Genomic DNA, 25,890 nt, shown 5'->3' on the forward strand with positions numbered 1-25,890 from the left:
CGAAGCTTTTCATGGCAGCCGCGCGGGGCGGCTGGTTCAGCGATTCTGCTGCGCGTTGACGAACTGCCCGCAGCGTTCGCTGCGCGGCCGGCCGAAGACCTCCTCGGGCGTGCCCTCCTCCTCGATCAGCCCCTTGTGCAGGAAGGCCACGTGGCTGGATACGTCGCGGGCGAAGGCCATCTCGTGGGTCACCAGGATCATGGTGCGCCCCTCCTCGGCCAGCGAGCGGATCACCCGCAGCACTTCGCCGACCAGCTCCGGGTCGAGTGCCGAGGTCGGCTCGTCGAACAGCATGACCTTCGGTCGCACTGCCAGGGCGCGGGCAATAGCCACGCGCTGCTGCTGGCCGCCGGAGAGGAAGGCCGGGTACTCGTTGCGTTTCTCCGCCAGGCCGACACGCGCCAGCAATGCCTCGGCTCGGTCGCGAGCCTCGGCCTTGCTCTCGTGGAGGACGAAGGTCGGCGCCTCCATCAGGTTCTCCAGCACGGTGCGGTGCGGCCACAGGTTGAAGTTCTGGAACACCATGCCCAGCCGCGAGCGGATGCGAGTCAGTTGCTTCTGGTCGGCCACGCGCGGCTCGCCGTGGCGGTCCTGGTCGAGGCGGATGATCTCGCCATCGACGGCGACGGTTCCGGCGTTCGGCACTTCCAGCATGTTGATGCAGCGCAGCAGGGTGCTCTTGCCCGAGCCGCTGGCGCCGATCAGCGAGATCACACCGCCTTCGCTGGCCTTGAGCGAAACGCCCTTGAGCACCTCGAACTGGCCGAAGCGCTTGTGCAGGTCGACCACCTCGATTACCGGGTTGCTGGCGGGCTTGGCCGGCTCCTGTAGGAGCGGACCTTGTCCGCGATCAGACGCTGCGCGGTTCGGTTCGCGGATGAGATCCGCTCCTGCGGGCGCATGCGGCAGCTCTTCGACGAACGCGAGGATGCGCTCGCAGGCCTCGGCCAGGGTCTCGTCGGCGAGGGTGAAGGACAGCCGCACGAAGCCATTGGCCTGCGGCCCGAAGGCGGCGGCGTCGAGCACCGACACGCCACGGGCGCGGAACAGTTGCCAGGCAAAGTCCAGCGAGCTGAGGCCGGTGCCGCGCACATCGACCATGACGAACATCCCGGCCTGCGGCGAAAGCAGCTTGAGCTTCGAGCTGCGCGACAACCGTTGCAGCACCAGGTCGCGGCGGCGGCGATAGACCTCGCGCATCGAGCTGGCGACTTCATCGTGGGCGCGGACCGCCGCCAGCGCGGCCTCCTGCACGAAGCCCGGCAGGCCGTAGAGCATGTTCAGCGCGAGGTTTTCGATGTGCGCCACCAGCTTGGGTTCGGCGACCACCCAGCCGGCGCGCCAGCCGGTCATGGCGTGGGACTTGGACAGGCTGCCCAGGCTCAGGGTGCGTTCGGCCATGCCGGGCAGCGCGGCGAAGCTCTGGTGCGGCTGCTCGAAGGTCAGCGCCTCGTAGACCTCGTCGACCACCACCCAGAGGTCGTGGCGCTCGGCGACCGCGGCGATGGCGCGCAGCTCGTCCGGAGTCATGACCACGCCGGTGGGGTTGTTCGGGTTGGCGAAGAAGATCGCCTTGGTGCGCGGCGTGATGGCCGCTGCCAGGGCCTGCGCGTCGAGGCGGAAGCCGTCCTCGGCACGGGTCGGCACCGCTACCAGCTTGGCGCCGGTGGCCTTGAGGGTAGCTTCGTAGGTGACGTAGACCGGGTCGAAGACGATCACCTCGTCCCCCGCCTCCAGCAGGCAGAGCGCGGCGGCGAACAGGGCGTTCTGCGCGCCGGCCAGGAGGATCACGTTGTCCGGCGCGACCTGCAGGTCGAAGCGCCGCCGGTAGAGATCGGCGATGGCCTGGCGCAGCTCCGGGCGGCCGGCCACGTCGCAGTAATGCGTATCGCCGGCGCGCAGCGAAGTCACCGCCGCTTCGGTGATGAACTCCGGCGTGGCGAAGTCCGGATCGCCGACGCTCAGCACTATCACGTCTTCGCCGGTGCGCTGGGCGGCCGTTGCGGCGTAGTGAATATCCCAGGCAGCAGTGCCTGGCCCGACCATCCTGTCCACAAGCGACGAATAACGCATGCAAGTGCCTCACCCGGAATGACGGAAGCCGTCGGTGCGACACATCGTCCGGCGGCCAGTGCGAGCCACCATAGACCCGAATGAACGAGTGTTCAACAGTATTTTCCGGCCAATTTGAGCGGCCGTTCAATGCGCCCCGAGATAGAGCGGCCGGGCCCTGCAGGCCCCATTCGCGGGCACTGAAATCCCCCGTGGAAGTTAAGCGACAGCTCGGTACACTCAGGATTCAAGGAAGTAGCGACAAATTCGGAACTCGGACATAACGGGTTCTTAACGATCACTTCGCTAGCATTCGACCCCGAATTGTTAGCTTGCCGGTCAAAGTCGAGGCCATTGCATGGAAAACGCGTTCCTCCCCTTCTCGCGCCCGAGCATCGGTGCCGAGGAAATCCAAGCCGTCACCGAGGTACTGGGCTCCGGCTGGATCACCACCGGACCGAAGAACCAGGCCCTGGAGCAGCGCTTCGCCGAATACGTCGGCTGCAAGCACGCGGTAGCCGTCGCCTCCGCCACCGGCGGCATGCACATCGCCCTGCTGGCGCTGGGCATCGGCCCGGGTGACGAGGTCATCACCCCGTCGCAGACCTGGGTGTCCACCGCCAACATGATCTGCCTGCTCGGCGCTACCCCGGTGTTCGTCGATGTCGACCGCGACACCCTGATGACCGACGCCGCGCGCATCGAAGCGGCCATCACCCCGCGCACCAAGGCGATCATCCCGGTGCACTACGCCGGCGCCTCTTTCGACCTCGACCCGCTCTACGCCCTGGCCGAGAAGCACGGCATCGCCGTGATCGAGGACGCCGCCCACGCCGCCGGCACCCGTTACAAAGGCCGTCATGTCGGCTCGCGCGGCTCGGCGATCTTCTCCTTCCACGCGATCAAGAACATGACCTGCGCGGAAGGCGGCATGTTCGTCACCGACGACGAGGCCCTGGCCAATCGCGTGCGCACCTTGAAGTTCCACGGCCTGGGCGTGGACGCCTATGACCGCCTGACCCACGGCCGCAAGCCGCAGGCGCAGGTGGTGGAGCCGGGTTTCAAGTACAACCTGACCGACATCAACGCGGCCATAGCGCTGGTGCAGCTGCACCGCCTGGACGAGATCAACGCGCGCCGCACCGAACTGGCCCTGGCCTACCGCGAGCGCCTGGCGCACCTGCCGGTGCAGCCGCTGGCCCTGCCGGATTACCCGCAACAGCATGCCTGGCACCTGTTCATCGTGCGTATCGACGAAGACGCCTGCGGCATGAACCGCGAGGCCTTCATGCAGGCCCTGCAGCAACACCAGATCGGCACCGGCATCCACTTCGTCGCCACCCACCTGCACACCTGGTACCGCCAACGCTTCCCCGGGGTCAGCCTGCCCAACACCGAGTGGAACTCGGCGCGGCTGTGCTCGATCCCGCTGTTCCCCGACATGACCGACGCCGATCTGGACCGTGTGGTCGGGGCCTTCGAAACCATCCTTCGGTAATAGCTCGTGAAACCCTATCCGATCGACCGCGTCTCCGTGGTCATCCCCGTCTACAACGAAGAAGCCAGCCTGCCCGAGCTGCTGCGCCGCACCGACGCGGCCTGCCGCCAGCTCGGCCGCGACTACGAGATCGTGCTGATCGACGACGGTAGCCGCGACCGCTCCGCCGAGCTCCTCCAGGAAGCCGCCGAGGCGCCTGGCAGCCACGTGCTGGCAGTCATCCTCAACCGCAACTACGGCCAGCACGCGGCGATCATGGCCGGCTTCGAGCATTGCAGCGGCGACGTGGTGATCACCATCGACGCCGACCTGCAGAACCCGCCGGAAGAAATCCCGCGCCTGGTCGAGCAGGCCGCGCTGGGCTACGACGTGGTCGGCACCGTCCGCCAGAATCGCCAGGACTCGGCCCTGCGCCGCTGGCCGTCGCGCCTCATCAACATGGCCGTGCAGCGCTCCACCGGCGTCGCCATGAGCGACTACGGCTGCATGCTGCGCGCCTACCGCCGTGGCATCGTCGAAGCCATGCTGGCCTGCCGCGAGCGCAGCACCTTCATCCCGATCCTGGCCAACAGCTTCGCCCGCCACACCACCGAGATCATGGTCGGCCACGCCGAGCGCGAGCATGGCGAGTCGAAATACGACTTCCTGCGCCTGATCAACCTGATGTTCGACCTGGTCACCTGCATGACCACCACCCCGCTGCGCCTGCTCAGCCTGGTCGGTGGCGGCATGGCACTGGCCGGTTTCGCCTTCGGCCTGCTGCTGCTCATGCTGCGCGTGCTGTTCGGCGCCGCCTGGGCCGGCGACGGCGTGTTCGTACTCTTCGCCGTGCTGTTCATGTTCACCGGGGTACAGCTGGTCGGCATGGGCCTGCTCGGCGAATACCTGGGCCGCGTCTACAACGACGTACGGGCCCGCCCACGTTTCTTCGTCGAGCGCGTGCTGCGCGGCCAGGCCCTGCCTGGCAACACCCCCGCATCCCTTTCTCCTGTAGTTGAGTCCCTCGCCAAATGACCGCCAAGACCATCGTTTTCGCCTATCACGACATCGGCTGCGCCGGCATCGAGGCCCTGTTGGCCGCTGGCTACCAGATCGATGCTGTCTTCACCCACGCGGACGACCCGCGCGAGAACCGCTTCTTCGGCTCGGTAGCCCAGCTCTGCGCCCTGCGCGGCATCCCGGTGCACGCGCCGGAAGACGTCAACCACCCGCTGTGGATCTCGCGCATCCGCGAACTGCAGCCGCAGTACATCTTCTCCTTCTACTACCGCAACCTGCTCGGCGAAGAGCTGCTGGCCTGCGCCAGCCAAGGCGCCTTCAACCTGCACGGCTCGCTGCTGCCGCGCTACCGTGGCCGCGCCCCGGCGAACTGGGTGCTGGTCAACGGCGAGACCGAGACCGGCGTGACCCTGCACCGCATGGTCAAGCGCCCGGACGCCGGCGCCATCGTCGCCCAGCAACGCGTCGCCATCGCTGACGAAGACACCGCGCTGAGCCTGCACGGCAAGCTGCGCGAAGCCTCCCGCGAGCTGCTCGGCAAGACCCTGCCGGCGCTGCTCAAGGGTGACGTCCAGGAAACCGCACAGGACGAGAGCAAGGCCAGCTACTTCGGCCGCCGCACCCCGGCCGACGGCCAGATCGACTGGAACCGCCCGGCCCGCGAACTGCACAACCTGGTGCGCGCAGTCACCCAGCCGTACCCGGGCGCCTTCGCCCCGGTCGGCGAGCGCAAGCTGATCGTCTGGAGCTCGAAAGTGGTCGCCGGCAACGACGGCCGCCCGGCCGGCAGCGTGCTGAGCGCCGATCCGCTGCGCATCGCCTGCGGCCAGGACAGCCTTGAAGTCCTCGCCGGCCAGCAAGGCGACGCCGGCCTGTTCCTCGCCGGCCCGCAACTGGCCCGCGAAATGGGCCTGGTGGAAGGCTCGAAGCTGTATTCGGTGAGCAAGCCCAAGCGCAAGACCCGCGTGCTGATCCTCGGCGTCAACGGCTTCATCGGCAACCACCTGTCCGAGCGCCTGCTGCGCGACGGCAACTACGAGGTCTACGGCCTGGACATCGGCTCGGACGCCATCGAGCGCCTGAAGACCAACCCGGACTTCCACTTCGTCGAAGGCGACATCAGCATCCATACCGAGTGGATCGAGTACCACATCAAGAAGTGCGACGTGGTCCTGCCGCTGGTGGCCATCGCCACCCCGATCGAATACACCCGCAACCCGCTGCGCGTGTTCGAACTGGACTTCGAGGAAAACCTCAAGCTGGTCCGCTACTGCGTGAAGTACAACAAGCGCGTGATCTTCCCCTCGACCTCCGAGGTGTACGGCATGTGCACCGACCCGAACTTCGACGAAGACAAGTCGAACCTGGTGGTCGGCCCGATCAACAAGCAGCGCTGGATCTACTCGGTCTCCAAGCAACTGCTCGACCGCGTCATCTGGGCCTACGGCCAGAAGGGCCTGAGCTTCACCCTGTTCCGTCCGTTCAACTGGATGGGCCCGCGCCTGGACCGCCTGGACTCCGCGCGCATCGGCTCCTCGCGCGCCATCACCCAGCTGATCCTGCACCTCGTGGAAGGCACCCCGATCCGCCTAGTCGACGGCGGCGCGCAGAAGCGCTGCTTCACCGACGTGGTGGACGGCATCGAGGCGCTGGCGCGCATCGTCGACAACGAAGGCGGCCGCTGCAACGGGCAGATCGTCAACATCGGCAACCCGGACAACGAAGCCAGCATCCGTGAGCTGGGCGAGGAGCTGCTGCGCCAGTTCGAAGCCCACCCGCTGCGTAGCAACTTCCCGCCCTTCGCCGGCTTCCGCGAAGTGGAAAGCCGCACCTTCTACGGCGACGGCTACCAGGACGTGTCGCACCGCAAGCCGAGCATCGAGAACGCTCGCCGCCTGCTGAACTGGGAACCGACCGTGCACATGCGCGAAACCATCGCCAAGACCCTGGACTTCTTCCTCCGCGAGGCCATCGCCGAGCAGGAAGCAGCCAAGGCGGCGAAGGCGGGGAACAACGCCTGATGCAGGCGGGTCTGCGCATCGACGTCGACACCTACCGCGGCACCCGTGAAGGCGTGCCGCGGTTGCTCGAACTGCTCGACGAAGCCGGAATCAAGGCGACCTTCTTCTTCAGCGTCGGCCCGGACAACATGGGCCGGCACCTGTGGCGCCTGGTGCGTCCGCAGTTCTTCTGGAAGATGCTGCGTTCCAAGGCCGCCAGCCTCTATGGCTGGGACATCCTGCTGGCCGGCACCGCCTGGCCCGGCAAGCCGATCGGTCGCGATTTCGGCCACCTGATGCGCAAAGCCCAGGAGGCCGGCCACGAGGTCGGCCTGCACGCCTGGGACCACCACGGCTGGCAGGCCAACGCCGGCACCTGGAGCGCCGATCAGCTGCACAAGCAGATCGCGCTCGGGGTGGACACCCTCAGCGACATCCTCGGCCAGCGCGTGGACTGCTCGGCCGTAGCCGGCTGGCGCGCCGACGAACGCACCGTGCAAGCCAAGGAAGCCTTCGGCTTCCGCTACAACAGCGATTGCCGCGGCACCTCGCTGTTCCGCCCGCGCCTGGCGGACGGCAGCCTGGGCACCGCGCAGGTCCCGGTGGACATGCCGACCTACGACGAAGTGGTAGGCCCGAACCTGGCCGCCGCCGACTTCAACGACTTCATCCTGCGGCGCTTCAGGGCCGACGCACTGAACGTCTACACCATTCATGCCGAAGTGGAAGGAATCCTCATGGCAGAACAATTCCGCCAGTTGCTGGGCCGCGCCCGGCAGGGCGACATTCATTTCCAGCCGCTGGGCCAGCTGCTGCCGACCGATCCGGCGGCGCTCCCCGCGGGCCAACTGACGCGCGGCACGCTGGAAGGCCGCGAGGGCTGGCTCGGGGTCCAACGATGACCCAGCGCTTCTGGCCACTGGCAGTCGCGGTATTGCTGCTGTTCTTCATCGTCCCGCTAGGCCTGCATGGCCTGTGGATCCCCGACGAGTCGCGCTACGCGCAGATCTCCCAGGCCATCCTGCACAGCGGCGACTGGGTGTCGCCGCACTTCCTCGGCCTGCGCTACTTCGAGAAGCCCATCGCCGGCTACTGGCTGGTCGCGCTCGGCCAGATGCTGTTCGGCGAGAACCTCTTCGGCGTGCGCATCGCCTCGGTCGTGGTGACCCTGGCCAGCACCCTGATGGTGCTCTTCGTCGGCCGCCGCATGTGGCCCGACAGCCGTCGCGGCGAAGTCGCGGCGCTGCTCTACGCCAGCTTCGCGTTGATCGCAGGACAGGCCGGCTACAGCAACATGGACCCGCAGTTCACCCTGTGGACCAACCTCAGCATCGCCGCGCTCTGGCTGGCCTTCCAGGCCGAGGACCGGCGCGGCCGGCTGCTCGCCTGGGGCCTGCTGGGCGCCGCCTGCGCCATGGGCTTCATGACCAAGGGATTCCTCGCCGGCCTGCTGCCGGTGCTGGTCGCCCTGCCCTATGTATTCTGGCTGGGTCGCTGGCGCGAACTCTTCGGCTACGGCCCGCTGGCGGTGCTGGTCGCCGTGCTGCTAAGCCTGCCCTGGGGCCTGGCGATCTACGCCCGCGAGCCGGACTTCTGGAACTTCTTCTTCTGGCACGAGCACATCCGCCGCTTCGCCGGTGAAGACGCCCAGCATTCACGGCCATTCTGGTTCTTCGTGCCGCTGCTGTTCGCCAGCGCCCTGCCCTGGGCCCTGCTGATTCCCTCGGCATTCGCCCGCGGCTGGGCGCAGCGCCGCCAACCGCATGCGGTGTTCCTGCTGCTGTGGTTCGCCATGCCCTTCCTGTTCTTCAGCCTGGCCAAGGGCAAGCTGCCGACCTACACCATGCCCTGCTTCGCCCCGCTCGCCCTGCTGATGGCCGACGCAGTGCTCGCAGCCCTGGAGAGCGGACGCCTGCGCGTGCTGCGCTTCAACGGCTGGCTGAACCTGGTCGGCGGCCTGCTGGCCCTGGGCGGACTGGTGTTCATCCAGCTGCACAAGCCGGTTTACCACCACCAGACCGCTAGCGTTCTGCTGGTCGGCCTGGTGTGCCTGGCCTGGGCCGTCTGCGGCGGCCTGCAGCTGGCCCCCCCCCCCGCCCTCTGGGCCGCGCCGGCGGTGGCGGCCTGGCTGCTGGTGGCGGTGGTGCCGGCGGCCATGCCGGAGAAGATCGTCAACAGCAAGATGCCCGACCAGTTCATCGCCCAGTACCAGGACCAGCTCGCCTCCGCGCACACCTTGCTGAGCAACGACCTGGGCACCGCCTCGGCGCTGGCCTGGCGCACCGGTCGCGCCAACATCCAGCTGCTCAACACCGTGGGCGAGCTGAAGTACGGCCTGTCCCAACCGGACGCCAAGGGCCGCACGCTCAGTCTCGAGGAATTCCCCGCCTGGCTCGCCGAGGCCCGCAAACAGGGCTCGGTAGGCGTCATCATGCGGGTCAACAGCGCCGGCGACGAAGCCGAGCTCGCGCTGATGCCCAAGGACTCCATCAGCTACCGGGAAAACCACCTGGTGTTCCTGCTGATTCCACAGGCCGCACCATGACCGCCCTGCTGCTCGCCATCGCCTGCCTGCTCACCTGCCTCGGCCAGATCGCCCAGAAACTGGCCGTGGAGAGTTGGAGCGCACGCGAGCACAGCGCCCTGCAGAAAATTCTGTCGCCATGGCTGCTGCTGGCCATCGCCTGCCTGGGCTTCGGCCTGCTGGCCTGGCTGCTGGTGCTGCAACGCCTGCCGGTGGGCATCGCCTACCCGATGTTGAGCATCAACTTCGTATTGGTCACCCTCGCCGCGCGCTACCTGTTCCGCGAGCCGGTCGATGCCCGCCATTGGCTCCGCCTCCTGCTGGCCATTGGCTCGGCATCCTGCTGATCGGCGGCGGCGTGGTGCTGCTGGGAGTGCAGGCATGAGCCGCGCGACCGGCTTCATTCTCGCCCTGGGCAGCGTCGCCCTGGTCAGCTCGGCGCAGCTCGGCATGCGCTGGGCCATGAGCCGCCTGCCGGCACCACAGGAATGGCTGAATGCCCTGCAAGCGCTGGATACCAGCCTGCTGCCGATGCTCGGCGTGCTGCTCTGCGCCGTACTGGCCTACGCGCTGTCGATGCTGTGCTGGCTCGGCGCGCTCAAGTTTCTACCGCTCGGCCGCGCCTATTCGCTGCTGAGCATCAGCTACGCTCTGGTCTACCTCGGCGCAGCCCTGCTGCCCGGATTCGGGGAAAGCCTGAGCCTGTTCAAGACGCTGGGCGTAGGCCTGGTGATCGCCGGCGTGCTGGCGATCAACAGCCCGCGCCCGACGATGGATCAACCGTAATGAATTGCCCGCATGCTGCCGCCCCGCGCGGCGAGGCGATGCCGGCGCCAGCGCATCATTTGCAAGCTTTGGGATGTCCCGTATGAAAATCAGCGTATTCGGTATCGGTTATGTGGGCCTGGTGCAGGCCGCGGTGATGGCGGAAGTGGGCCACGACGTGGTCTGCATGGACATCGACGAGGACAAGATCGCCAAGCTCAAGCGCGGCCAGATCAGCATCTTCGAGCCGGGCCTGGCTGAACTGGTGAAAGAGAACCTGGAAGCCGGCCGCCTGCACTTCACCAGCGACGTCGCCACCGCCGCGGCCCACGGCCTGGTGCAGTTCATCGCCGTAGGCACCCCGCCCAGCGACGACGGTTCGGCCAACCTCAGCGCGGTGTTCGCCGTTGCCGAAGGCATCGCCCGTCACCGCAGCGAGCCGGTGGTGATCGTCGAGAAATCCACCGTCCCGGTGGGCACCGGCGACCGCATCAAGGCCCATATCGAGAAGATCCTGGCCGACAGCGGCCGCACGCTGAAATTCGATATCGTCTCCAACCCCGAATTCCTCAAGGAAGGTTCGGCCCTGGCCGACTGCCGCCGCCCCGACCGCATCATCATCGGCTGCGACAGCAACGAAGTGCTGGACGTGATGCGCGAGATCTACGCGCCCTTCAACCGCAACCACGACCGCACCATCGCCATGAACCTGCGCAGCGCCGAGCTGACCAAGTACGCGGCGAACTGCATGCTGGCGACCAAGATCAGCTTCATCAACCAGATCGCCGAGCTGGCCGAGCACCTGGGTGCCGACATCGAGTCGGTGCGCCTGGGCATGGGCGCCGACGTGCGCATCGGCTACCACTTCATCTACCCCGGCTGCGGCTATGGCGGCTCCTGCTTCCCGAAGGACGTCCAGGCGCTGATCCACACCGCCGCGGAAGCGAACTGCTCGAACGACCTGCTGCGCGCCGTGGAAGAAGTGAACCGCCGGCAGAAGAACAAGCTGTTCGAACGCATCAAGGCCTACTACAAGGGCGACCTCGCCGGCCGCACCTTCGCCCTCTGGGGCCTGTCGTTCAAGCCGAACACCGACGACATGCGCGACGCGCCGAGCCGCGACCTGATGGAAGCGCTGTGGCAAGCCGGCGCCAAGGTCCGCGCCTTCGACCCGGAAGCCATGTCCGAGGCCCAGCGCCTGTATGGCCACGACGAGCGCCTGACCCTGATGGGCACCCCGGAAGCGGTCCTGGGCGGCTCCGACGCGCTGATCGTCTGCACCGAGTGGCAGCAGTTCAAGGCGCCGGACTTCAAGCTGCTGGCCAGTCAGCTGAAAGCCCCGGTGATCTTCGACGGCCGCAACCTCTACGATCCCGAGCGCCTGGCGCGCTACGGCTTCGAGTACTTCCCGATGGGCCGCGGCGATTCCCATCGCCTGCCGGTGCCGACGCCCCGCGGCTGATCCCCGCCCCAACTCGCTCCTGCCCTGCGTAGGAGCGAGCCGACGCCTAGTTCTTGTTTGCGAACCTGATTCCGCGCCGATCTCCAACCTCGTCTTCCCAGTGAACGCGGGGATCCAAAAGGCTTCGTGTTTCTGCGCCGCTTATGTGTGTTCGGAGAGTCTTTGTTTCGCCTCTCGGCGAGTCACTTCTTTCAAACGCCAAAGAAGTAACCAAGAACGCTTGCCCCGTCATACGGGCCCGATGAAGCCGGGCTACCCTCACGAACTCCCCCGCACCGGAGGCCCGCCCCGAAAGTACGTCCCTGTACAAATCGGGGCTTGCGCGACATCCATGTCGCCCGACCTCCTCTACGGGGGTTTCGCTCGGCCTTCTGAAAGGGGCGTTCGGCGTGCTTGGATGTTTCGCTGGAAGTCCGAGAGCAAGAGCCGCCTGCGGTGCAGCTCTGGTAGGGCGAATAACCCCGAAGGGGTTATCCGCCGTTGTGCCGGGCTGCAACTCCAATCTCTGGGTCCCCGCGTTCGCGGGGAAGACGGATGGGCGTAGCGGACCTTGTCTGCGATCAGCAGGCGGTAGCCTGCCCAAACCTCACGCCCGCTCCGGCACCGCCATCGGCAATGCCGACTCGTCCCGCTTGAGCACCGCGTAAAGCACACCCGTCACCACACTCCCCGCGGCAATCGCCAGCAGGTACATCAGCGCGTGGTTGATCGCGTTGGGGATCAGCAGCACGAACAGCCCGCCGTGCGGCGCCAGCAACTTGCAGCCGAAGAACATTGACAGCGCGCCGGTCAGCGCACCGCCGGCGATGCTGGCCGGTATAACTCGTAGCGGATCCTTCGCAGCGAAGGGAATCGCGCCTTCGGAGATGAAGCACAGCCCCAGCACCAGCGCCGCCTTGCCGGCCTCCCGTTCGCTCTGGGCGAACTTGCGCCGGGCCAGCAGGGTGGCGATGCCCATGCCGATCGGCGGCACCATGCCGGCCGCCATGGTCGCGGCCATCGGTGCGTAGCTCTGCGAGGCGAGCAGGCCGACGGAGAAGGCGTAGGCCGCCTTGTTGATCGGCCCGCCCAGGTCGACGCACATCATCCCGCCGAGCAGCAGGCCGAGCAGGATGGCGTTGGCGGTACCCATGCCGGCGAGGAAGTCGGTCAGCGCCGTCATCAGCCCGGCCACCGGCTTGCCCACGACGTAGATCATCACCAGCCCGGTGAACAGGCTGCACAGCAGCGGGATCAGCAGGATCGGCTTGAGTGCCTCCAGGCTCTGCGGCAGCTTGAGGTACTGGCTGACCGCCTTCGCCGAATAGCCGGCGAGCAGGCCGGCGACTATGCCGCCGAGGAAACCCGCGCCCAGGCTGCTGGCCAGCAGGCCGCCGATCATCCCCGGCGCCAACCCCGGGCGGTCGGCGATGGACCAGGCGATGTAGCCGGCGAGCATCGGCACCATCAGCTTGAAGGCGGTCTCGCCGCCGATCTGCATCAGCGCGGCGGCCAGGGTGCCCGGTTCCTTGAATGCCGTGATGCCGAAGACGAAGGACAGCGCGATCAGCAGGCCGCCGGCGACCACCATCGGCAGCATGAAGGACACGCCGGTCAGCAGGTGCTTGTACAGACCGCGCGCCTCGCCCTTCACCGGCTTGGCCGTAGCTCCCGCGGTGTTCGCAGCGCTTTCCTCGACGCCCGCCTCCAGCGCCTTGCGCAGCATCGCTTCGGGCTGCTTGAGCGCCACGCCGGTGCCGCAGCGGAAGATGCGCTTGCCGGCGAAACGCTCGGTGTTCACTTCGATATCCGTGGCCAGCAGCACCACGTCGGCGGCGGCGATGTCCTCGGCGGCCAGCGGGTTGCGCGCGCCGACCGAGCCCTGGGTTTCCACCTTCAGGTCCCAGCCCAGTTTCTGCGCCGCCTGCTGCAGCGCCTCGGCGGCCATGAAGGTGTGCGCCACTCCGGTCGGGCAGGCGGTGATCGCCACCACTCGCGCCACCTTGGCCGGCACAGGTGCCTGCGTTTCGGCATTGCCCTGCCAGGGTTGCGCTTGGGCAGCAGCGCGTTGCAGGAAGGCAGCGGGGTCGCTCAGCGCTTCGGCGGGGCGCGCCTGCCAACAGGCGCTTGCCGGCAAAGCGCGCCAGATCCTGCGGCTGCGGGCTGATCACCACGACCAGCTCGGCAGCGGCGATCTGCTCGGCGCTCAAGCGCAGTTCCGGGCGTTGCGGCTCGTTGCTCTCGACGCACACCGACCAGCCCATGCGTTCGGCGGCGGCGCGCAACAGGCGCGCGCTGAGCAGGCTGGTGACCTGGCCGTTGGGGCAGGCAGTGATCAGGGCAAGTTTCATCGTCGTACCTCTTGTTATGGCGCCACCTCGGGCCCGCAAGCGGGCGGATGGCGAATCAATCGAGCGCGGACACCACGACCTGGCCTTCCAGCTCGGCCAGGCGCACGGGGTCGGCAACACCGAACTCGAACTGGGTGACAGCCAGCGCCGCGACCGCCGTTGCGTGGCGCAGCACTCGCTCGGCCGGCCAGCCGGCGAGCAGGCCATGGAGCATGGCCGCGAGCAGCGAGTCGCCGGCGCCCACGGTGCTGGCAACCTGCACGCGCGGAGGGCTCGACTTCAGGCATGCGTCGGGCGCGAACCAGTGAACACCCTCGGCGCCTTGCGAAAGCACCACATGCTCGATGCCGCCGTGCTGCAGTTGCCGGGCCTGGGCATCGACACCCTCGGCATCCGCCGGACCGCACACGGCAGCCAGCTCCTCGGCGTTCGGCTTGACCAGCCAGGGCTTGGCCGCAAGGCCATGACGCAGCGCTTCGCCGCTGCTGTCGAAAGCCACCCACAGCCCGAGCCGCTTGAGGCGCAGGATCAGCTCGGCGAGCCATTGCGGATCGACGCCACGCGGCAGGCTGCCGGAGACCACGGCAATGTCCTGCCCGGCGGCGAGGCGCGCGAGTTCATCCAGCAGGAGCTCCTGCGCGCCAGCGTCGACCAGGAGACCCGGGCCATTGATATCGGTAACGCGCCCGTCATGCTCGGCCAGCTTGATGTTGCTGCGGGTTTCGCCGGGCACGCGGACGAAGCCATCGCGAAAGCCCCGGCGCTGGAAAAGCGCATCGAAGGCAGCCGCATTGTCGGCACCGAGGAAGCCGGCCACGGTCAGCTGATGGCCAAGATCGGCAAGCACCTGGGCGACGTTCAGCCCCTTGCCGGCGGCCTGGGCCATAACCGCTTCGCTGCGATTCACCTCGCCCGGTTCGAGCCGCGGCAAGCGCACGGTCAGGTCCAGCGCCGGGTTCAAGGTCAGGGTCAGGATGCGGGCCATCAGCGATCCTCCCCCAAGGCCTTGGACACCAGCGCACGGACCTCGCCGGCAGACGCCAGGCCAAGCGCGGCCTGCGCCAGTTCGCGGGCCCGAGCCTGGTCGAGTTCGCGCACGCCCTGCTTGACCAGCGGAATGCTGCGCGCCGAAACACTGAGTTCATCGACACCAAGGCCGAGCAGGACCGGCAAAGCCTGGGCATCAGCAGCCAGCTCACCGCAGATGCCGACCCACTTGCCGTGGGCATGGGCCGCGCGCACGGTCATGTCGATCAGTTGCAGCACCGCCGGATGCAGGCCGTCGGCTTGCCCCGAGAGGCTCGGGTGGCCACGGTCGATGGCCAGCGCGTACTGGGTCAGGTCGTTGGTGCCGATGCTGAAGAAGTCCACCTCGCGCGCCAGGACCGGCGCCAGCAGCGCCGCCGAAGGCACCTCGACCATGATGCCGAGCTGCAGGTCGGCGCAGTCGTATTCGGCGCGCAGGGCCAGGGCCAGGTCGCGGGCCTGGCGCCACTCCTCGACCAGCCCGACCATCGGGAACATGATCCGCAGCGGGCGTCCGTCGGCCGCACGCAGCAGGGCGCGCAGCTGGGTCTCGAAGATTTGCGGGCGCTGCAGCGTCAGGCGAATGCCGCGCACGCCGAGATAGGGATTCGCCTCGTGTGGGATCGGCCAGTACGGCAGCGGCTTGTCGCCACCCACGTCGAGGGTGCGAACCACCAGCGGGCGTCCGTCGAGGGCGTCGAGTACGCGGCGGTATTCGGCCTCCTGGGCGACCAGGTCGGGCGCGCAGGGGCTGTCGAGGAAGACGAACTCACTGCGCAGCAAGCCCACACCTTCCGCGCCCAAAGCCACCGCCGTGGCGGCGCCGGCGCTGTCGCCGAGGTTGGCGCAGACCTCCACGGCATGGCCGTCACGGGTGTGCGCTGGCTCATGGCGGCGCGCTTCGGCAATTTCGCGGCGACGCTGCTGTTGGTCGCGTTGATGCAAGGCGTGCTCAAGCGTTTCGGCGCTCGGCGCGAGCATGAACTGGCCGCGCTCGCCATCGAGCAGCAAGGTGCTTCCCGGTTGCAACTGCAGCAGGCCTTCGCCGGCACCGACCAGCGCGGGAATGCCCAGGGCGCGCGCGATGATCGCGCTATGCGAGGTGGCGCCGCCGCGTACGGTGAGGATGCCCGCGACACGCTGTGGATCTAGGCGCGCCACATCCGATGGCCCCACCTCTTCCATGACCAGGATGTAGGGCTGCTCCGGCTCGGTCGCCAGCGCCACGCCGCACAGGCGCGCCAGCACGCGGCGACCGAGGTCGCGCAGGTCGGCGGCACGTTCGGCGAGCAAGGCATCGCCGAGTGCTTCCTGACGCTTGGCCGCTTGTTCGATCACCGAGTCCCAGGCTGCCTCGGCGCTGTCGCCGTGGACCAGGCGCTCGCTGACTTCGGCGGCCAGCTCGGGATCGTCGAGCAGGGCCTGGTGGGTGACGAAGATGTCGCGCACCGCCTTGGACTGGCTGCGCTGCACCAGGGTGTCGAGCTCGTCGGCGATGGCCGCCTTGGCCTCATTCAGCCGCAGCGCCTCGCGTTCGCTGGATTCGCCGCGCGGCGCATAGCTGAAGCGCCGGGTGACTTGCAGGTGCGCGGGCCCGCTAGCGATGCCCGGTGCTGCGGCGATGGCCGCCAGCCACTCGCCACTGGCCAGAGCCTGCGGCGGCTCTTCCGGCGCAGCGGCAACCACGGTTGCCGGCATCGCATCGGCGGGCAGGGGCATCACCTCCTCGCCCAGGCCTTGCTCCACCGCCTCGCGCAGCGCGGGAAGCGCGACCTCGGCAATCTCGGGTTCGGCAAAGAACTCCAGGATCTGCCCACGGCGAGCGCCCAGGCTGAGCAGCTTGCTGAGGCTGCGAATCGACACCGGCGCAGCATCGCTGTCGGCGACGCGCACACGCAACTCGCCGCTGAAGTCGCGAGCCATCGACATCAGCACCTGCGACGGCCGTGCGTGCAGACCGTGCGGGTTGGCCAGCGGCACACGCAGGCTCGGCCAGTCCACCGGCAACTCGCCGCCGAGTGCTTCGAGCACGGCGCGCGGCGAAGTGCTGTTGGCCAGTTCAGCGCCGCGCCCTTCCACCAGCAACGAGCAGAGGCGGTCGAGCACGGGACGCGCCGCGTCGCCATGCTCAGCCAGGCAGAACAGGCCACGCAGCGGTTGGCCGGCATGCTGCAGTTCGCGCTGGGCCGTGACGAAGGCGAGGCCCGGCCGGCTGACCTTGTCGCCACCGCTCAGCCACCAGATTGCATTGCCCAGGTACAGCGCCTCGCCCTGCTGCAGCGCCGCGAGAAAACCGCTTTCCGCGCAACCGGCGGCTTTCAGCCGGCGCGCGGCGAGCAGCAGGAGTTCGTCGAGGTCTTCGGCGCTCTGCTGCAGGCCAACCAGGCTGGAGTCGAGCGCCAGCGTTCCGGCGCCACCGCTCAGGGCCGCGAGCAGTTGATCGGCGGTCTGCGCCCCGCGCAGCTGCGCGCCGGTGTCGCCTTCGCCCAGGGCGCGGGTCAGCAGCTGCAACAGGTTCAGGTGCTCGTCGGAGCGCGCGGCTATAGCGATCGCCAAGTAGACGATCTGGCCATCGCCCCAGTCGACGCCTTCGGGGAAGTGCAGCAGGCGCACACCGGTACGCACCACCAGGTCGCGGGTCTGCGGCGTGCCGTGGGGGATCGCGATGCCCTGGCCCAGGTAAGTGGAGCCCTGCGCCTCGCGCGCCTGCAGGCCGGCGAGGTAGCCCGGTTCGACCAGGCCGTCGGCTTCCAGGGCCCGGCAGAGCAGTTCAAGGGCGGTCGGCTTGTCCGCGGCCCGCTGTTGCATGCGGACCTGCTGCGCGGTCAGTTCGAGCACATCGTTCTCCTCAGCGGCACGCCGGGCAGGAGCCGGGGCGGCCGTAACGGGGCGGTCATCCGCTTGTGTGGTGAACAGCCTTCGCGCTGTCCCCGATTGACCAGCATAGGCCGGTCCAGGCGAGGGGAAGCGCTTTGCTGAATCGTTTCACCTATTGAGACTGGCACGTTACTCGATAATGCGTGATCCTTGGAAGCCTCCAGTTGTCGGCAAGTGTCAGGGGTACCCGTTGAAACTCAGTGATATCGCTCGCCTGGCCGGGGTCTCGGTGACCACCGCCAGTTACGTGATCAACGGCAAGGCCGTGCAACGGCGCATCAGCGCGGCCACGGTGGAGCGCGTGCGCGCGGTGATCGACGAGCACGGCTACCACCCCGACCAGCAGGCCGCGAGCCTGCGCCGGGGGCAGACGCGCACCCTCGGTTTCATCCTCCCGGACCTGGAAAACCCCAGCTACGCGCGCCTGGCCAAGCTGCTCGAACAGGGCGCCCGGGCGCGCGGTTACCAGTTGCTGATCGCCTGCTCCGACGACGAACCGGAAAGCGAGCGCCAGGCGCTGAACCTGTTCCGCGCACGGCGTTGCGACGCACTGATAGTCGCCAGCTGCCTGCCGGCCGACGACGAGGCCCACCGGCAGTTGCTGGCCAAGGGCGTGCCGGTGATCGCCGTGGACCGCCAGCTCGATCCGCAACGCTTCTGCTCGGTGGTCAGCGACGACCGCGACGCCGCCCGGCGCCTCACCAGCACCCTGCTGCAACCGACGCCGCGTCACATCGCCCTGCTCGGCGCCCGCCCCGAACTGATCATCAGCCAGGAGCGCGCAGCCGGATTCGAACTGGCCACGCGGGGCTTCGCCGGCAAGCGCTTCATCGAGCACGGGGCGAACTTCAGCCGTGAATGCGGACGCCAGTTGATGGATGACCTGCTGCAGCGCCTGGGCTACCTGCCCGATGCGCTCATCACCACGTCCTACGTATTGCTCGAAGGCGTCTTCGACGTATTCCAGGCGCTGCCCGGCGGCTGGCCGAAGGACCTGCGCCTGGCCACTTTCGGCGACACCCAGCTGCTCGATTTCGTGCCGCTGAAGGTCAACGCGATTTCCCAGCAGCACGGGCTGATCGCCGAGCGCGTCCTGCAACTGGCGCTGGGCGCCATCGAGGACGCGCACTACCAACCGGGCGTGCAGCCGATTCCGCGCACCCTGAAACTGCGCGCCGAGTAAGCGCCATGCGCCTGATCGACACCCACAACCACATCGACTTCCCCGACTTCGACGCCGACCGCCCTGCCCTGCTCGAGCGCTGCCGCGCGCTGGGCGTGGAGCGCCAGGTGCTGCTGGGCGTGTTCCGCGAGAACTGGGAGCGGGTGATCGAGCTGGCCGAACAACACACCGAACTGCACGCCGCGCTCGGCCTGCATCCGATCTACCTGGCGCAGCACAAGCCCGAGCATCTGCGGGACCTGCGCGACATGCTGCAACGCCTGGCCGGGCACCCGAAGCTGTGCGCGGTGGGCGAGATCGGCCTGGACTACTACGTCGAAGAACTCGACCGCGAAGCGCAGCAGGCGCTGTTCGAAGAACAGCTGCGCATCGCAATCGATGTCGAGCTACCGGTGCTGCTGCACGTGCGCCGTTCGCACGCGGCGGTGATCGCCACGCTCAAGCGTCTGCGCGTGCCACGCCGGGGCATCGTCCACGCCTTCGCCGGCAGCCGCGAAGAAGCCCGCGAATACCTCAAGCTCGGCTTCCGCCTGGGGCTGGGCGGCGCGCCGACCTGGCCGCAAGCCAACCGCCTGCGCAAGGTGGTCGCGGAGTTGCCGCTGGAAGCGATAGTGCTGGAGACGGACGCGCCGGACATGGCGCCAGCGATGTACCCCGGACAAAGAAACAGCCCCGAGCACCTGCCGGCGATCTGCGAAGCATTGGCGGAACTAAGGGGTGTGAGTGCGGAAGAACTGGCCGCGGCCAGCACGCAAAACGCGCGGGAAGTGTTCGGCTGGAGCTGAAGAACCGCTTTTCGTAGGAGCGAGCTTGCTCGCGAAGGGGCTTCATCGGCGGCATCGGTGTCATGCGGTTCGCGAGCAAGCTCGCTCCTACATGAATCGTGCGCATCGCTACTTTCACCAACAACCCGGCATCCGTGGGATGGGGTGCATCCGTGCGGAACCACGGATGCCGGGTTGCAAGCGAAAACCCTGGGTCAGACGCGGAAGGCACCGATCAGGCGCTTCAGCTCGACCACCTGGCCGGCCAGTTCGCGACTGGCCCGCTCGGTCTCGCTGGCGCCTTCGGCGGTGCGCTCGCCGGCCTGGTTGATCTCGACGATGTTCTGGTCGATGTCGTGGGCCACCGCGGTCTGCTGCTCGGCGGCAGCGGCAATCTGCTGGTTCTGGTCGACGATCATGCCGACCGAACCGAGGATGTTCTCCAGCGCCTGTTGCACCTGGGTGGACTGGCTGACGGTACCGTCAGCGGTCTGGTGACTGCTGCCCATCGCCTTCACCGCCGCGTTCACACCGCTCTGCAGCTTGTCGATCATCTGCTCGATTTCTTCGGTGGATTGCTGGGTGCGCTTGGCCAGGGTGCGTACTTCATCGGCCACCACCGCGAAGCCGCGGCCCTGCTCACCGGCGCGCGCCGCCTCGATGGCGGCGTTGAGCGCCAGCAGGTTGGTCTGCTCGGCAACACCCTTGATCACGTCGAGCACGCGGCTGATGGAAGCGCTGTCGGCCGCCAGCTGGTTGATCACCGTCACCGACTGGTCGAGCTCGGCGGCCAGGCGCTGGATGCTGTTGACCTGCGAATCCACCAGGTTGCGTCCGCTGACGGTTTCCTCGTTCACGCTGTGCGCGCTGCCCACCGCGGCCGCGGCGCTGCGCGCCACTTCCTGGGCGGTCGCCGCCATCTGGTTCATCGCCGTGGCGACCTGCTCGATCTGGTTGCGCTGGCCGGCCACCGCCTGGTTGCTCTGGGTCGACACCGACTCCACGCGCTCGGTCTGCCGCTCCACTTCCGACACGGTGCGGCCAACCTGTTCGATGAGGTCGTGGATCTTGCGCACCGTCTCGTTGAACGCCTGGCCCAGCTCGCCCAGCTCGTCTCGGCTCTGCGCCTGGTAGTTGACGGTCATGTCGCCGGCGGCGACGCGCTCCATCATCTTGCCCAGGCTCTTCAGGGTCGAACGGGTGGAAACGTAGAAGCCGCCGTAGAGGTAGACGATGGCGAGGAACACCACCAGCAGGGCCACCACCAGCAGGACCATCTGGGCCTTCTTGCTGGCCAGGCGCTGCTGCAGCTGGGTGTCGAGGTAGCCGAGCACCTTGTCGTTGAGATGGTAGGTCTGGTCCATGGCCTGGCTGACCTGGTCGTAGAACTGCGTCCAGGGCATGTCGAGGGTGTCGGCCATCACGACCTTCTCCTCGAAGAACTTGCCGAGGCTCTTCAGCGTCTCGCGGCTGGCCACGGCCTGCTCGCCCAGCGCGGCGTGCGCGGCGGGGCTGGAGTCGAGCACTTCCTGGACCTTGAGCCCGTAATCGCCATGCAGCTTCTCGAGATCCTGCAGGAGGTCATCGAACTTGCTCGAAGAGGAAGAGTTGAGGAAGCCCTGCCCCAGGGCACCGGAGCCAATGACGCGGCCGCGGCTGATGGTTTCGCTGACCTTGGGCGTCACAGCCGTGATCAGTTCGGCGAGCTGGCGCACTTCGCCGCTGTCGTCCTGGCTCAATCCAGCCTGGCTGACAAGCATCTTGTTGAACACCTGGATGCTGGAGAGCAGATGCCCGGCCATGGCCGCCTTGCTCTGCAGCGCGCCTTCGGCGACCAGCGCCTTGAGCGCATTGAGCAGCTCGTCGCGCTTGGCATTGAAGGCGTCCACCTGGTCGGCATCCTGCACGACCGGCTGCATCCCGTTCAGCGACTCTTGCAGGCCTTGCTGCAAGTGCGTGATGCGGCTGTCGAGGTCGTTGGTGCGCTTGGCCTGGCCGAGGCTGACGTTGATCTGCAACAGGTCGTTGAAGGCCTCGGCATCGCGGCGCATCTGCAGGCTGGAGGCAATCAGCTGGAGACTCTGCAATTCGGCGCGCGTCGAAACGAACTGCCGATACGAATCACGCACCAGGTAGAAGTTGGTAACCAGCATCGGGAGGAAGAACAACACGCTGATCAGGCTGAACTTCATACCGAAGCTCAGGCGGTTCATCAGCGCGATGGCGGGGGCGAGCACTGTCTTCACGTAAGACGACTCCTGTTCACTTTATTGTTCTTGTCAGGATTTTCTAGCGGTGTTCGGTCACACCCCGAACGCGCGCAGGCCCCTGTGTAACCGATATCGGCAGGCAGTTCTGTAACTTAAGGTTAAAGGGCCATCACGGGCGACGTGCGGCACTGCTCAGAAGAACAGTGCCTCGAGGGCGAAGATCGAGTACCAGAGCAGGGCCGCGCGAACCAGCAGTTGCCAAAGGGCATCGAGGCTGGCAACACCGCGTGCGCCCAGGTCGCTGTCGTTGACGTCTTCGGCGACATAACCGGCCGCCGCAAGCAGGCGCGCCGCCGGCACGTCCCAGGCGAGCAGGTCGTGCAGCAGGATGCGCCCCACCGCGACGAAGTTGCCGACCAGGGCGAAGCTCAGCACCAGGGCGCGGGCCGGCAGCCAGTCGAAGGCGTGGCGCACTTGCGCGGCACGCTCACGGATTTCCGTGTGCGAAGCATGCTCGACGCTCAGCGCCAGCAGGCGGTAGACCAGCGCCGCCAGCGGACCGAGCAGCGCATACCAGAAGATCACCGCGAAGAAGCTCTGGAACGCCTGCCAGACCAACATGCCGTGGACCTGGGCGAAGAGCTCGCCGTCGTTGTCCGCCTGCACGCCCAGGTCACGCTCGGCAACATGGTAGGCGCCCTGCACATCCTCACGGCGCCAGGCGTCGCGGAACGGCCCGATGGCCCGGTGCACATCGCCACGCCCCAGGCTCCAGACCACCACCAGCAGGTGCACCGGCAGCGCCAGCAGCCCGTAGGCCACCGGCTGCAGCACGGTCAGCAGCAGCGCCAACAGCAACAGCGGCACCAGCAGCAGGACCAGCAGCCCGAGCCAAGGGCGCGAAGCTAGCGCAGGCATGCCTTCTACCCGCCGCAGCCAGCCGACAAAGAGACCGTCCCGCTGCAGACGCAGGCGCCAGCCAGAAAATTTCTCTACCAGCAGGACCAGCAACAACACGATGAAACTCATGCGGACTCCTTGGGCGAGTCGAGCGAAGCGAGAAAGCGCGGCCAGTCGAACGCAGGCCCCGGATCGGTCTTGCGTCCCGGAGCGATGTCGCTGTGGCCGCGGATGCGGTCGGCGGTGATGCCGGGATAGGCGCTCAGCAGTTGCCTGGCCAACTCGCCCAGCGCGGCGTATTGCGCGTCGCTGTAGGGCTCATCGTCCGTGCCTTCCAGCTCGATGCCGATGGAGAAGTCGTTGCAGTTGTCGCGCCCGTCGAAGAGGGAAACTCCTGCATGCCAGGCGCGCTCATTGCAGGAAACGAACTGGAAGACGCTGCCATCGCGCTCGATGAGGAAATGCGCCGACACCGTCATCGCGGCGATGCTTTCGAAGTAGGGATGCTCGTTGGCGTCCAGGCGATTCTGGAAGAAGCACTGCACCTTGCCGGTACCGAACTGCCCGGGCGGCAGGCTGATGTTGTGGATGACCAGCAGGGACACGAGCGTCCCTTCCGGGCGGGCATTGAAATTCGGCGAGGGGCAGTGGCTGACGCCCTGGCACCAGCCGCTCTGGGGATCGAACTGCATAGGGGCTCCTTGGCTGGGCCCACTCTAAAGCAGCTACTGACAGAAGAGAATTACAGCAGAAAGCCACACCGAGAAAACCCTGTAGAAGCGGACCTTGTCCGCGAAGCGCGGGCATGGCCGCCCCCAAGGGAGGTGTCGCTGCCTATCAGGCGTTCTTCAGCCGACGCAGGTTGCCGATCACCGATTCCAGTGCGCGATCGAACAGCAGGGCATCGTCCAGCAGGCGCACCGCGTTGCGGCGGAACTCCACGGCCAGGCCCATGCGGGTCTTCTCCAGCACCTTCATGCCGGTACGGTTGACGAAGATGTAGCGGCCGCTCGGCTTGATCACTGCAGCCAGCTTGCAACGCAGCTTGTGCTCCTCGTCTTCCTGGATTTCCACCCAGCTGCCGACGCGCAGCTCATCGACCTTGCGCAGCGACTCGTCGTCCTCCGCCAGCAGCTCCTCAGGCTCCGGCGCTCGGGTTTCGCCCGGTGCGACGAGAACGATCTCCTCCACCACGGCAACCATCGCCGGACCTGCCGGCACCGCCTCGACTTCTTCGTCGAGCAGCGGGATACCGTCGTCCAGCAGCGCTGCCGGTTCGGCGACCTGCGCTTCCTCGACCTGCTTGAAGCGCTGGAACGCCTGCACATGCAGGCTTTCCAGGCGGCTGAAGAACTCGCCGGTGGAGAACGGATCGAAGGCCGCGCTGGCCAGGCCGTCACGCAGCGACTTGAGCAACTGCGGCACCATCTCCAGCAGGCGCATGCGCGACTCCGGGTCCTCGTGCGGCTCGACGCTCCAGATCAGGTCGTCCATGGTCGCCAGGGCCGATTGCCACTGCTCGGACTCGATGCCGTGCTTGAGGCAAGTCAGCAGCAGCACCTTGCTCCAGGCTTCCTGCAGCAGGCGCACCACCACTTCCGGCAGGGTGCGGCCGAACAGGCGCTGGTTGAGCACATGCTCCACTTCCTGGCGCGCCATCTCGGCCCGCGCGCGACCTTCCTCGGCATCGCGGGTGCGCTGCTCGAGCAGTTCGCTGCGGCGACGCTCGTCACCGCTGAAGCTGGTGAAGTCCTCGAGCAGCTCGGCGAAGATCGCCGGGTCGTCGACGAAGTCGTTGAGCAGGCGCATCACCACCTGCTCGATCTTCTGGTACAGGCTGTCGCGCTGCAGATCGGTCTGCTCGGCCCAGCCCAGGGCCGCCGAAGCGATCTCGTTGAGCAGGCGGCGTGCAGGGTGGCTGCCACGGCTGAAGAAGGTCTTGTCCAGCACCGCGACCTTCAGCATCGGAATCTGCATACGGCCGATCAGCGCCTTGAGCGAGTCCGGCAGGGAGCGGTCGTCGAGGATGAACTCGAAGAGCATGGACACCAGGTTGATGACGTCCTCGTCGACCTGGCCGACCACGCGCGAGCGCCCGCTCTTGCTGCTGACGCGAGTGAGCAGGTGATCGAGCTGCTGGCGAACGTCGACTTCCTCGATGCTCTGCACCGGCAGGTGGGATTGCAGGTGCGACAGCAGGCGCATCAGGTCGCCGCTGGAAATCGGCATGGCATCGGCGGGCATCGCACGACGCGGAGCCAAGCTGCCGCGCGCCTGGGCGAGCAACGCCTGCAGGGTGCCGAAGGCTTCTTGTTGCTCGACGTCGACGTAGTCGCCGCCATCGGCAAGCGCTGCGCCTTCAGCGACGTATTCGGAAGCACTGCGCGATTGCGCGGTGCGTTGCTGCTGTTGCGGCGAGCGACGCAGCGGCGCGGATTTCAGCTCCGGCAACACGCCATGGGCCACCAGTGAATGGTTGGCTTCGGCGTAAAGCTGATCGGCCTCGCTGAGGACGTACTTCTCGAACAGCTTGAGGATGATCAGCTTGACCTTGATCTCCACGCCCAGGCCGCGACAAGCCTCGAGGAACGCCTCGCACAGCGGGCGCGGGCCCATCGGGTTGGTCTTGTCCTCCACCTTGCGGCTGACCAGGGTGTTCAGGCGCGTGGTAAGGTGCGCCAGGGCCACGCCGTCGCGGCTGAGAACCTTGTTGACCATGGCATCGACGGCTACCGACTCTTCCAGCTCGTCGTTCTGCACCAGCGACAGGTTGTCGAAAGACACCGCGTCCAGCTGCGGCGCCTTGCCGATCTCGTACTGGTTGAGGTTGGCGAAGTTCTCTACAAGCTTGTGCAGGAAGCCGCGCTCGATGCCCTTGCGCTTCAGGCGCAGGTCACGCATCGCCTCGAAGAAGGCGCTCTGCTCGGTATTGGTGGTGGCCCGATCGGCCATCTCGAAGAGGGTGTCGTCGGCGTTGTCGAAAAGCGCCTGCATGGCTTGGCGCAGCTGCAAGACGACCTTGTCGCGCACGGTGACCAGCGCAGCCGGCAGACGGCCGGCAGTAGAAGTCGGCGACTGTCCCGGAGCCGCTTTGTTCAGCGGCACTACGTTCGCGTCGTTCTGCATCGCAAGTCTCCTGCCACCGACCGGGCTCTGGCTGCCGGTGGCACAACGGTTCAGTGAAGCGTTGTCCGTAACGTCAATTGTATGGCGTCAAAAATAGAAATTCCCAGACGCATTATAGAGAAGCCTCCATGACAACCAAGACCCTTCTTACGCATTCTTGAGGAAATTCACACA

At 67.1% G+C, this 25,890-nt stretch carries 17 protein-coding genes and 1 pseudogene; 10 read left to right on the plus strand and 8 right to left on the minus strand.

All coding sequences use genetic code 11. From position 1 onward, the window contains the following. Window positions 1-36: 36 nt before the first annotated feature. Complete coding sequence (locus PKB_RS30390; protein WP_043254910.1) at window positions 37-2,073, minus strand: aminotransferase class I/II-fold pyridoxal phosphate-dependent enzyme; 2,037 nt, start codon at window positions 2,071-2,073, stop codon at window positions 37-39. Window positions 2,074-2,410: 337 nt separating this feature from the next. Here PKB_RS30390 and arnB point away from each other — a divergent pair, with 337 nt between their 5' ends. From arnB to PKB_RS23260, 8 genes are all read left to right on the plus strand, one after another. After that, window positions 2,411-3,550, plus strand: coding sequence for a UDP-4-amino-4-deoxy-L-arabinose aminotransferase (gene arnB / locus PKB_RS23225; protein WP_043254912.1), 1,140 nt, complete (start codon window positions 2,411-2,413; stop codon window positions 3,548-3,550). A 6-nt stretch (window positions 3,551-3,556) separates the two neighbouring features. Continuing rightward, window positions 3,557-4,564 carry an undecaprenyl-phosphate 4-deoxy-4-formamido-L-arabinose transferase gene (gene arnC / locus PKB_RS23230; protein ID WP_043254914.1) on the plus strand — a complete coding sequence of 336 codons (1,008 nt, stop codon included), beginning with the start codon at window positions 3,557-3,559 and terminating at the stop codon, window positions 4,562-4,564. Further along, complete coding sequence (gene arnA, locus PKB_RS23235) at window positions 4,561-6,570, plus strand: bifunctional UDP-4-amino-4-deoxy-L-arabinose formyltransferase/UDP-glucuronic acid oxidase ArnA (RefSeq protein WP_043254915.1); 2,010 nt, start codon at window positions 4,561-4,563, stop codon at window positions 6,568-6,570. The genes arnC and arnA overlap by 4 nt, the downstream gene beginning before the upstream one ends. Continuing rightward, window positions 6,570-7,451 (plus strand): 4-deoxy-4-formamido-L-arabinose-phosphoundecaprenol deformylase, encoded by an 882-nt coding sequence (gene arnD / locus PKB_RS23240; protein ID WP_043254917.1) that lies wholly within the window; start codon window positions 6,570-6,572, stop codon window positions 7,449-7,451. Before arnA ends, arnD begins: the two co-directional genes overlap by 1 nt. Next, window positions 7,448-9,094, plus strand: a complete 1,647-nt coding sequence (gene arnT, locus PKB_RS23245) for a lipid IV(A) 4-amino-4-deoxy-L-arabinosyltransferase (protein ID WP_043254918.1) — start codon at window positions 7,448-7,450, stop codon at window positions 9,092-9,094. The genes arnD and arnT overlap by 4 nt, the downstream gene beginning before the upstream one ends. Further along, a complete protein-coding gene (gene arnE / locus PKB_RS23250; RefSeq protein ID WP_043254920.1) occupies window positions 9,091-9,420 on the plus strand; it encodes a 4-amino-4-deoxy-L-arabinose-phosphoundecaprenol flippase subunit ArnE in 330 nt (109 codons plus the stop codon). Before arnT ends, arnE begins: the two co-directional genes overlap by 4 nt. A gap of 34 nt (window positions 9,421-9,454) precedes the next feature. Next, on the plus strand, window positions 9,455-9,859 hold the full coding sequence (arnF, locus tag PKB_RS23255) for a 4-amino-4-deoxy-L-arabinose-phosphoundecaprenol flippase subunit ArnF (RefSeq protein WP_043254921.1): 405 nt from the start codon (window positions 9,455-9,457) through the stop codon (window positions 9,857-9,859). Between the two features lie 82 nt (window positions 9,860-9,941). Beyond that, window positions 9,942-11,300: a UDP-glucose dehydrogenase family protein gene (locus PKB_RS23260; protein ID WP_043254923.1), complete on the plus strand. Its 1,359-nt coding sequence runs from the start codon at window positions 9,942-9,944 to the stop codon at window positions 11,298-11,300. A 586-nt stretch (window positions 11,301-11,886) separates the two neighbouring features. On the opposite strand, the pseudogene PKB_RS23265 reads toward PKB_RS23260, so the two are convergent. From PKB_RS23265 to ptsP, 3 genes and pseudogenes are all read right to left on the minus strand, one after another. Next, window positions 11,887-13,630, minus strand: a pseudogene (locus PKB_RS23265) (PTS fructose-like transporter subunit IIB). 55 nt (window positions 13,631-13,685) lie between these two features. Further along, window positions 13,686-14,615, minus strand: a complete 930-nt coding sequence (gene pfkB, locus PKB_RS23270) for a 1-phosphofructokinase (RefSeq protein ID WP_043254924.1) — start codon at window positions 14,613-14,615, stop codon at window positions 13,686-13,688. Continuing rightward, window positions 14,615-17,494, minus strand: a complete 2,880-nt coding sequence (ptsP, locus tag PKB_RS23275) for a phosphoenolpyruvate--protein phosphotransferase (RefSeq protein ID WP_043254925.1) — start codon at window positions 17,492-17,494, stop codon at window positions 14,615-14,617. The genes pfkB and ptsP overlap by 1 nt, the downstream gene beginning before the upstream one ends. Before the next feature lie 229 nt (window positions 17,495-17,723). Between ptsP and cra the strand changes: the two genes are divergently transcribed. Continuing rightward, the gene (gene cra, locus PKB_RS23280; RefSeq protein ID WP_043254927.1) at window positions 17,724-18,716 is read left to right on the plus strand and encodes a catabolite repressor/activator; all 993 of its coding nucleotides are present in this window, start codon (window positions 17,724-17,726) and stop codon (window positions 18,714-18,716) included. Between the two features lie 5 nt (window positions 18,717-18,721). Continuing rightward, entirely contained in the window at window positions 18,722-19,501 is a 780-nt protein-coding gene (locus PKB_RS23285) for a TatD family hydrolase (protein WP_043254929.1), read from the plus strand. Between the two features lie 194 nt (window positions 19,502-19,695). Here the strand turns inward: PKB_RS23285 and PKB_RS23290 are convergent, their stop codons facing one another. The 4 genes from PKB_RS23290 to PKB_RS23305 form a co-directional block, all read right to left on the minus strand. Further along, on the minus strand, window positions 19,696-21,726 hold the full coding sequence (locus tag PKB_RS23290; RefSeq protein WP_043254930.1) for a methyl-accepting chemotaxis protein: 2,031 nt from the start codon (window positions 21,724-21,726) through the stop codon (window positions 19,696-19,698). Between the two features lie 156 nt (window positions 21,727-21,882). Continuing rightward, the gene (ampE, locus tag PKB_RS23295; RefSeq protein ID WP_043254932.1) at window positions 21,883-22,719 is read right to left on the minus strand and encodes a regulatory signaling modulator protein AmpE; all 837 of its coding nucleotides are present in this window, start codon (window positions 22,717-22,719) and stop codon (window positions 21,883-21,885) included. After that, the gene (ampD, locus tag PKB_RS23300) at window positions 22,716-23,282 is read right to left on the minus strand and encodes a 1,6-anhydro-N-acetylmuramyl-L-alanine amidase AmpD (protein ID WP_043254933.1); all 567 of its coding nucleotides are present in this window, start codon (window positions 23,280-23,282) and stop codon (window positions 22,716-22,718) included. The genes ampE and ampD overlap by 4 nt, the downstream gene beginning before the upstream one ends. Window positions 23,283-23,427: 145 nt before the next feature. Continuing rightward, the gene (locus PKB_RS23305) at window positions 23,428-25,716 is read right to left on the minus strand and encodes a DUF1631 domain-containing protein (protein WP_043254936.1); all 2,289 of its coding nucleotides are present in this window, start codon (window positions 25,714-25,716) and stop codon (window positions 23,428-23,430) included. Window positions 25,717-25,890: the final 174 nt, after the last annotated feature.

The sequence above is a fragment of the Pseudomonas knackmussii B13 genome (assembly GCF_000689415.1).
GTDB lineage: Bacteria > Pseudomonadota > Gammaproteobacteria > Pseudomonadales > Pseudomonadaceae > Pseudomonas > Pseudomonas knackmussii.

Excerpts from the sequence above, each read along its gene's own strand:
- ampE (WP_043254932.1), bottom strand. The coding sequence starts at position 22,719 with ATGAGTTTCATCGTGTTGTTGCTGGTCCTGCTGGTAGAGAAATTTTCT.
- arnD (WP_043254917.1), top strand. The coding sequence starts at position 6,570 with ATGCAGGCGGGTCTGCGCATCGACGTCGACACCTACCGCGGCACCCGT.
- arnA (WP_043254915.1), top strand. The coding sequence starts at position 4,561 with ATGACCGCCAAGACCATCGTTTTCGCCTATCACGACATCGGCTGCGCC.
- pfkB (WP_043254924.1), bottom strand. The coding sequence starts at position 14,615 with ATGGCCCGCATCCTGACCCTGACCTTGAACCCGGCGCTGGACCTGACC.
- arnB (WP_043254912.1), top strand. The coding sequence starts at position 2,411 with ATGGAAAACGCGTTCCTCCCCTTCTCGCGCCCGAGCATCGGTGCCGAG.
- PKB_RS30390 (WP_043254910.1), bottom strand. The coding sequence starts at position 2,073 with ATGCGTTATTCGTCGCTTGTGGACAGGATGGTCGGGCCAGGCACTGCT.
- PKB_RS23285 (WP_043254929.1), top strand. The coding sequence starts at position 18,722 with ATGCGCCTGATCGACACCCACAACCACATCGACTTCCCCGACTTCGAC.
- arnF (WP_043254921.1), top strand. The coding sequence starts at position 9,455 with ATGAGCCGCGCGACCGGCTTCATTCTCGCCCTGGGCAGCGTCGCCCTG.
- PKB_RS23260 (WP_043254923.1), top strand. The coding sequence starts at position 9,942 with ATGAAAATCAGCGTATTCGGTATCGGTTATGTGGGCCTGGTGCAGGCC.
- ampD (WP_043254933.1), bottom strand. The coding sequence starts at position 23,282 with ATGCAGTTCGATCCCCAGAGCGGCTGGTGCCAGGGCGTCAGCCACTGC.
- arnT (WP_043254918.1), top strand. The coding sequence starts at position 7,448 with ATGACCCAGCGCTTCTGGCCACTGGCAGTCGCGGTATTGCTGCTGTTC.
- arnE (WP_043254920.1), top strand. The coding sequence starts at position 9,091 with ATGACCGCCCTGCTGCTCGCCATCGCCTGCCTGCTCACCTGCCTCGGC.
- PKB_RS23305 (WP_043254936.1), bottom strand. The coding sequence starts at position 25,716 with ATGCAGAACGACGCGAACGTAGTGCCGCTGAACAAAGCGGCTCCGGGA.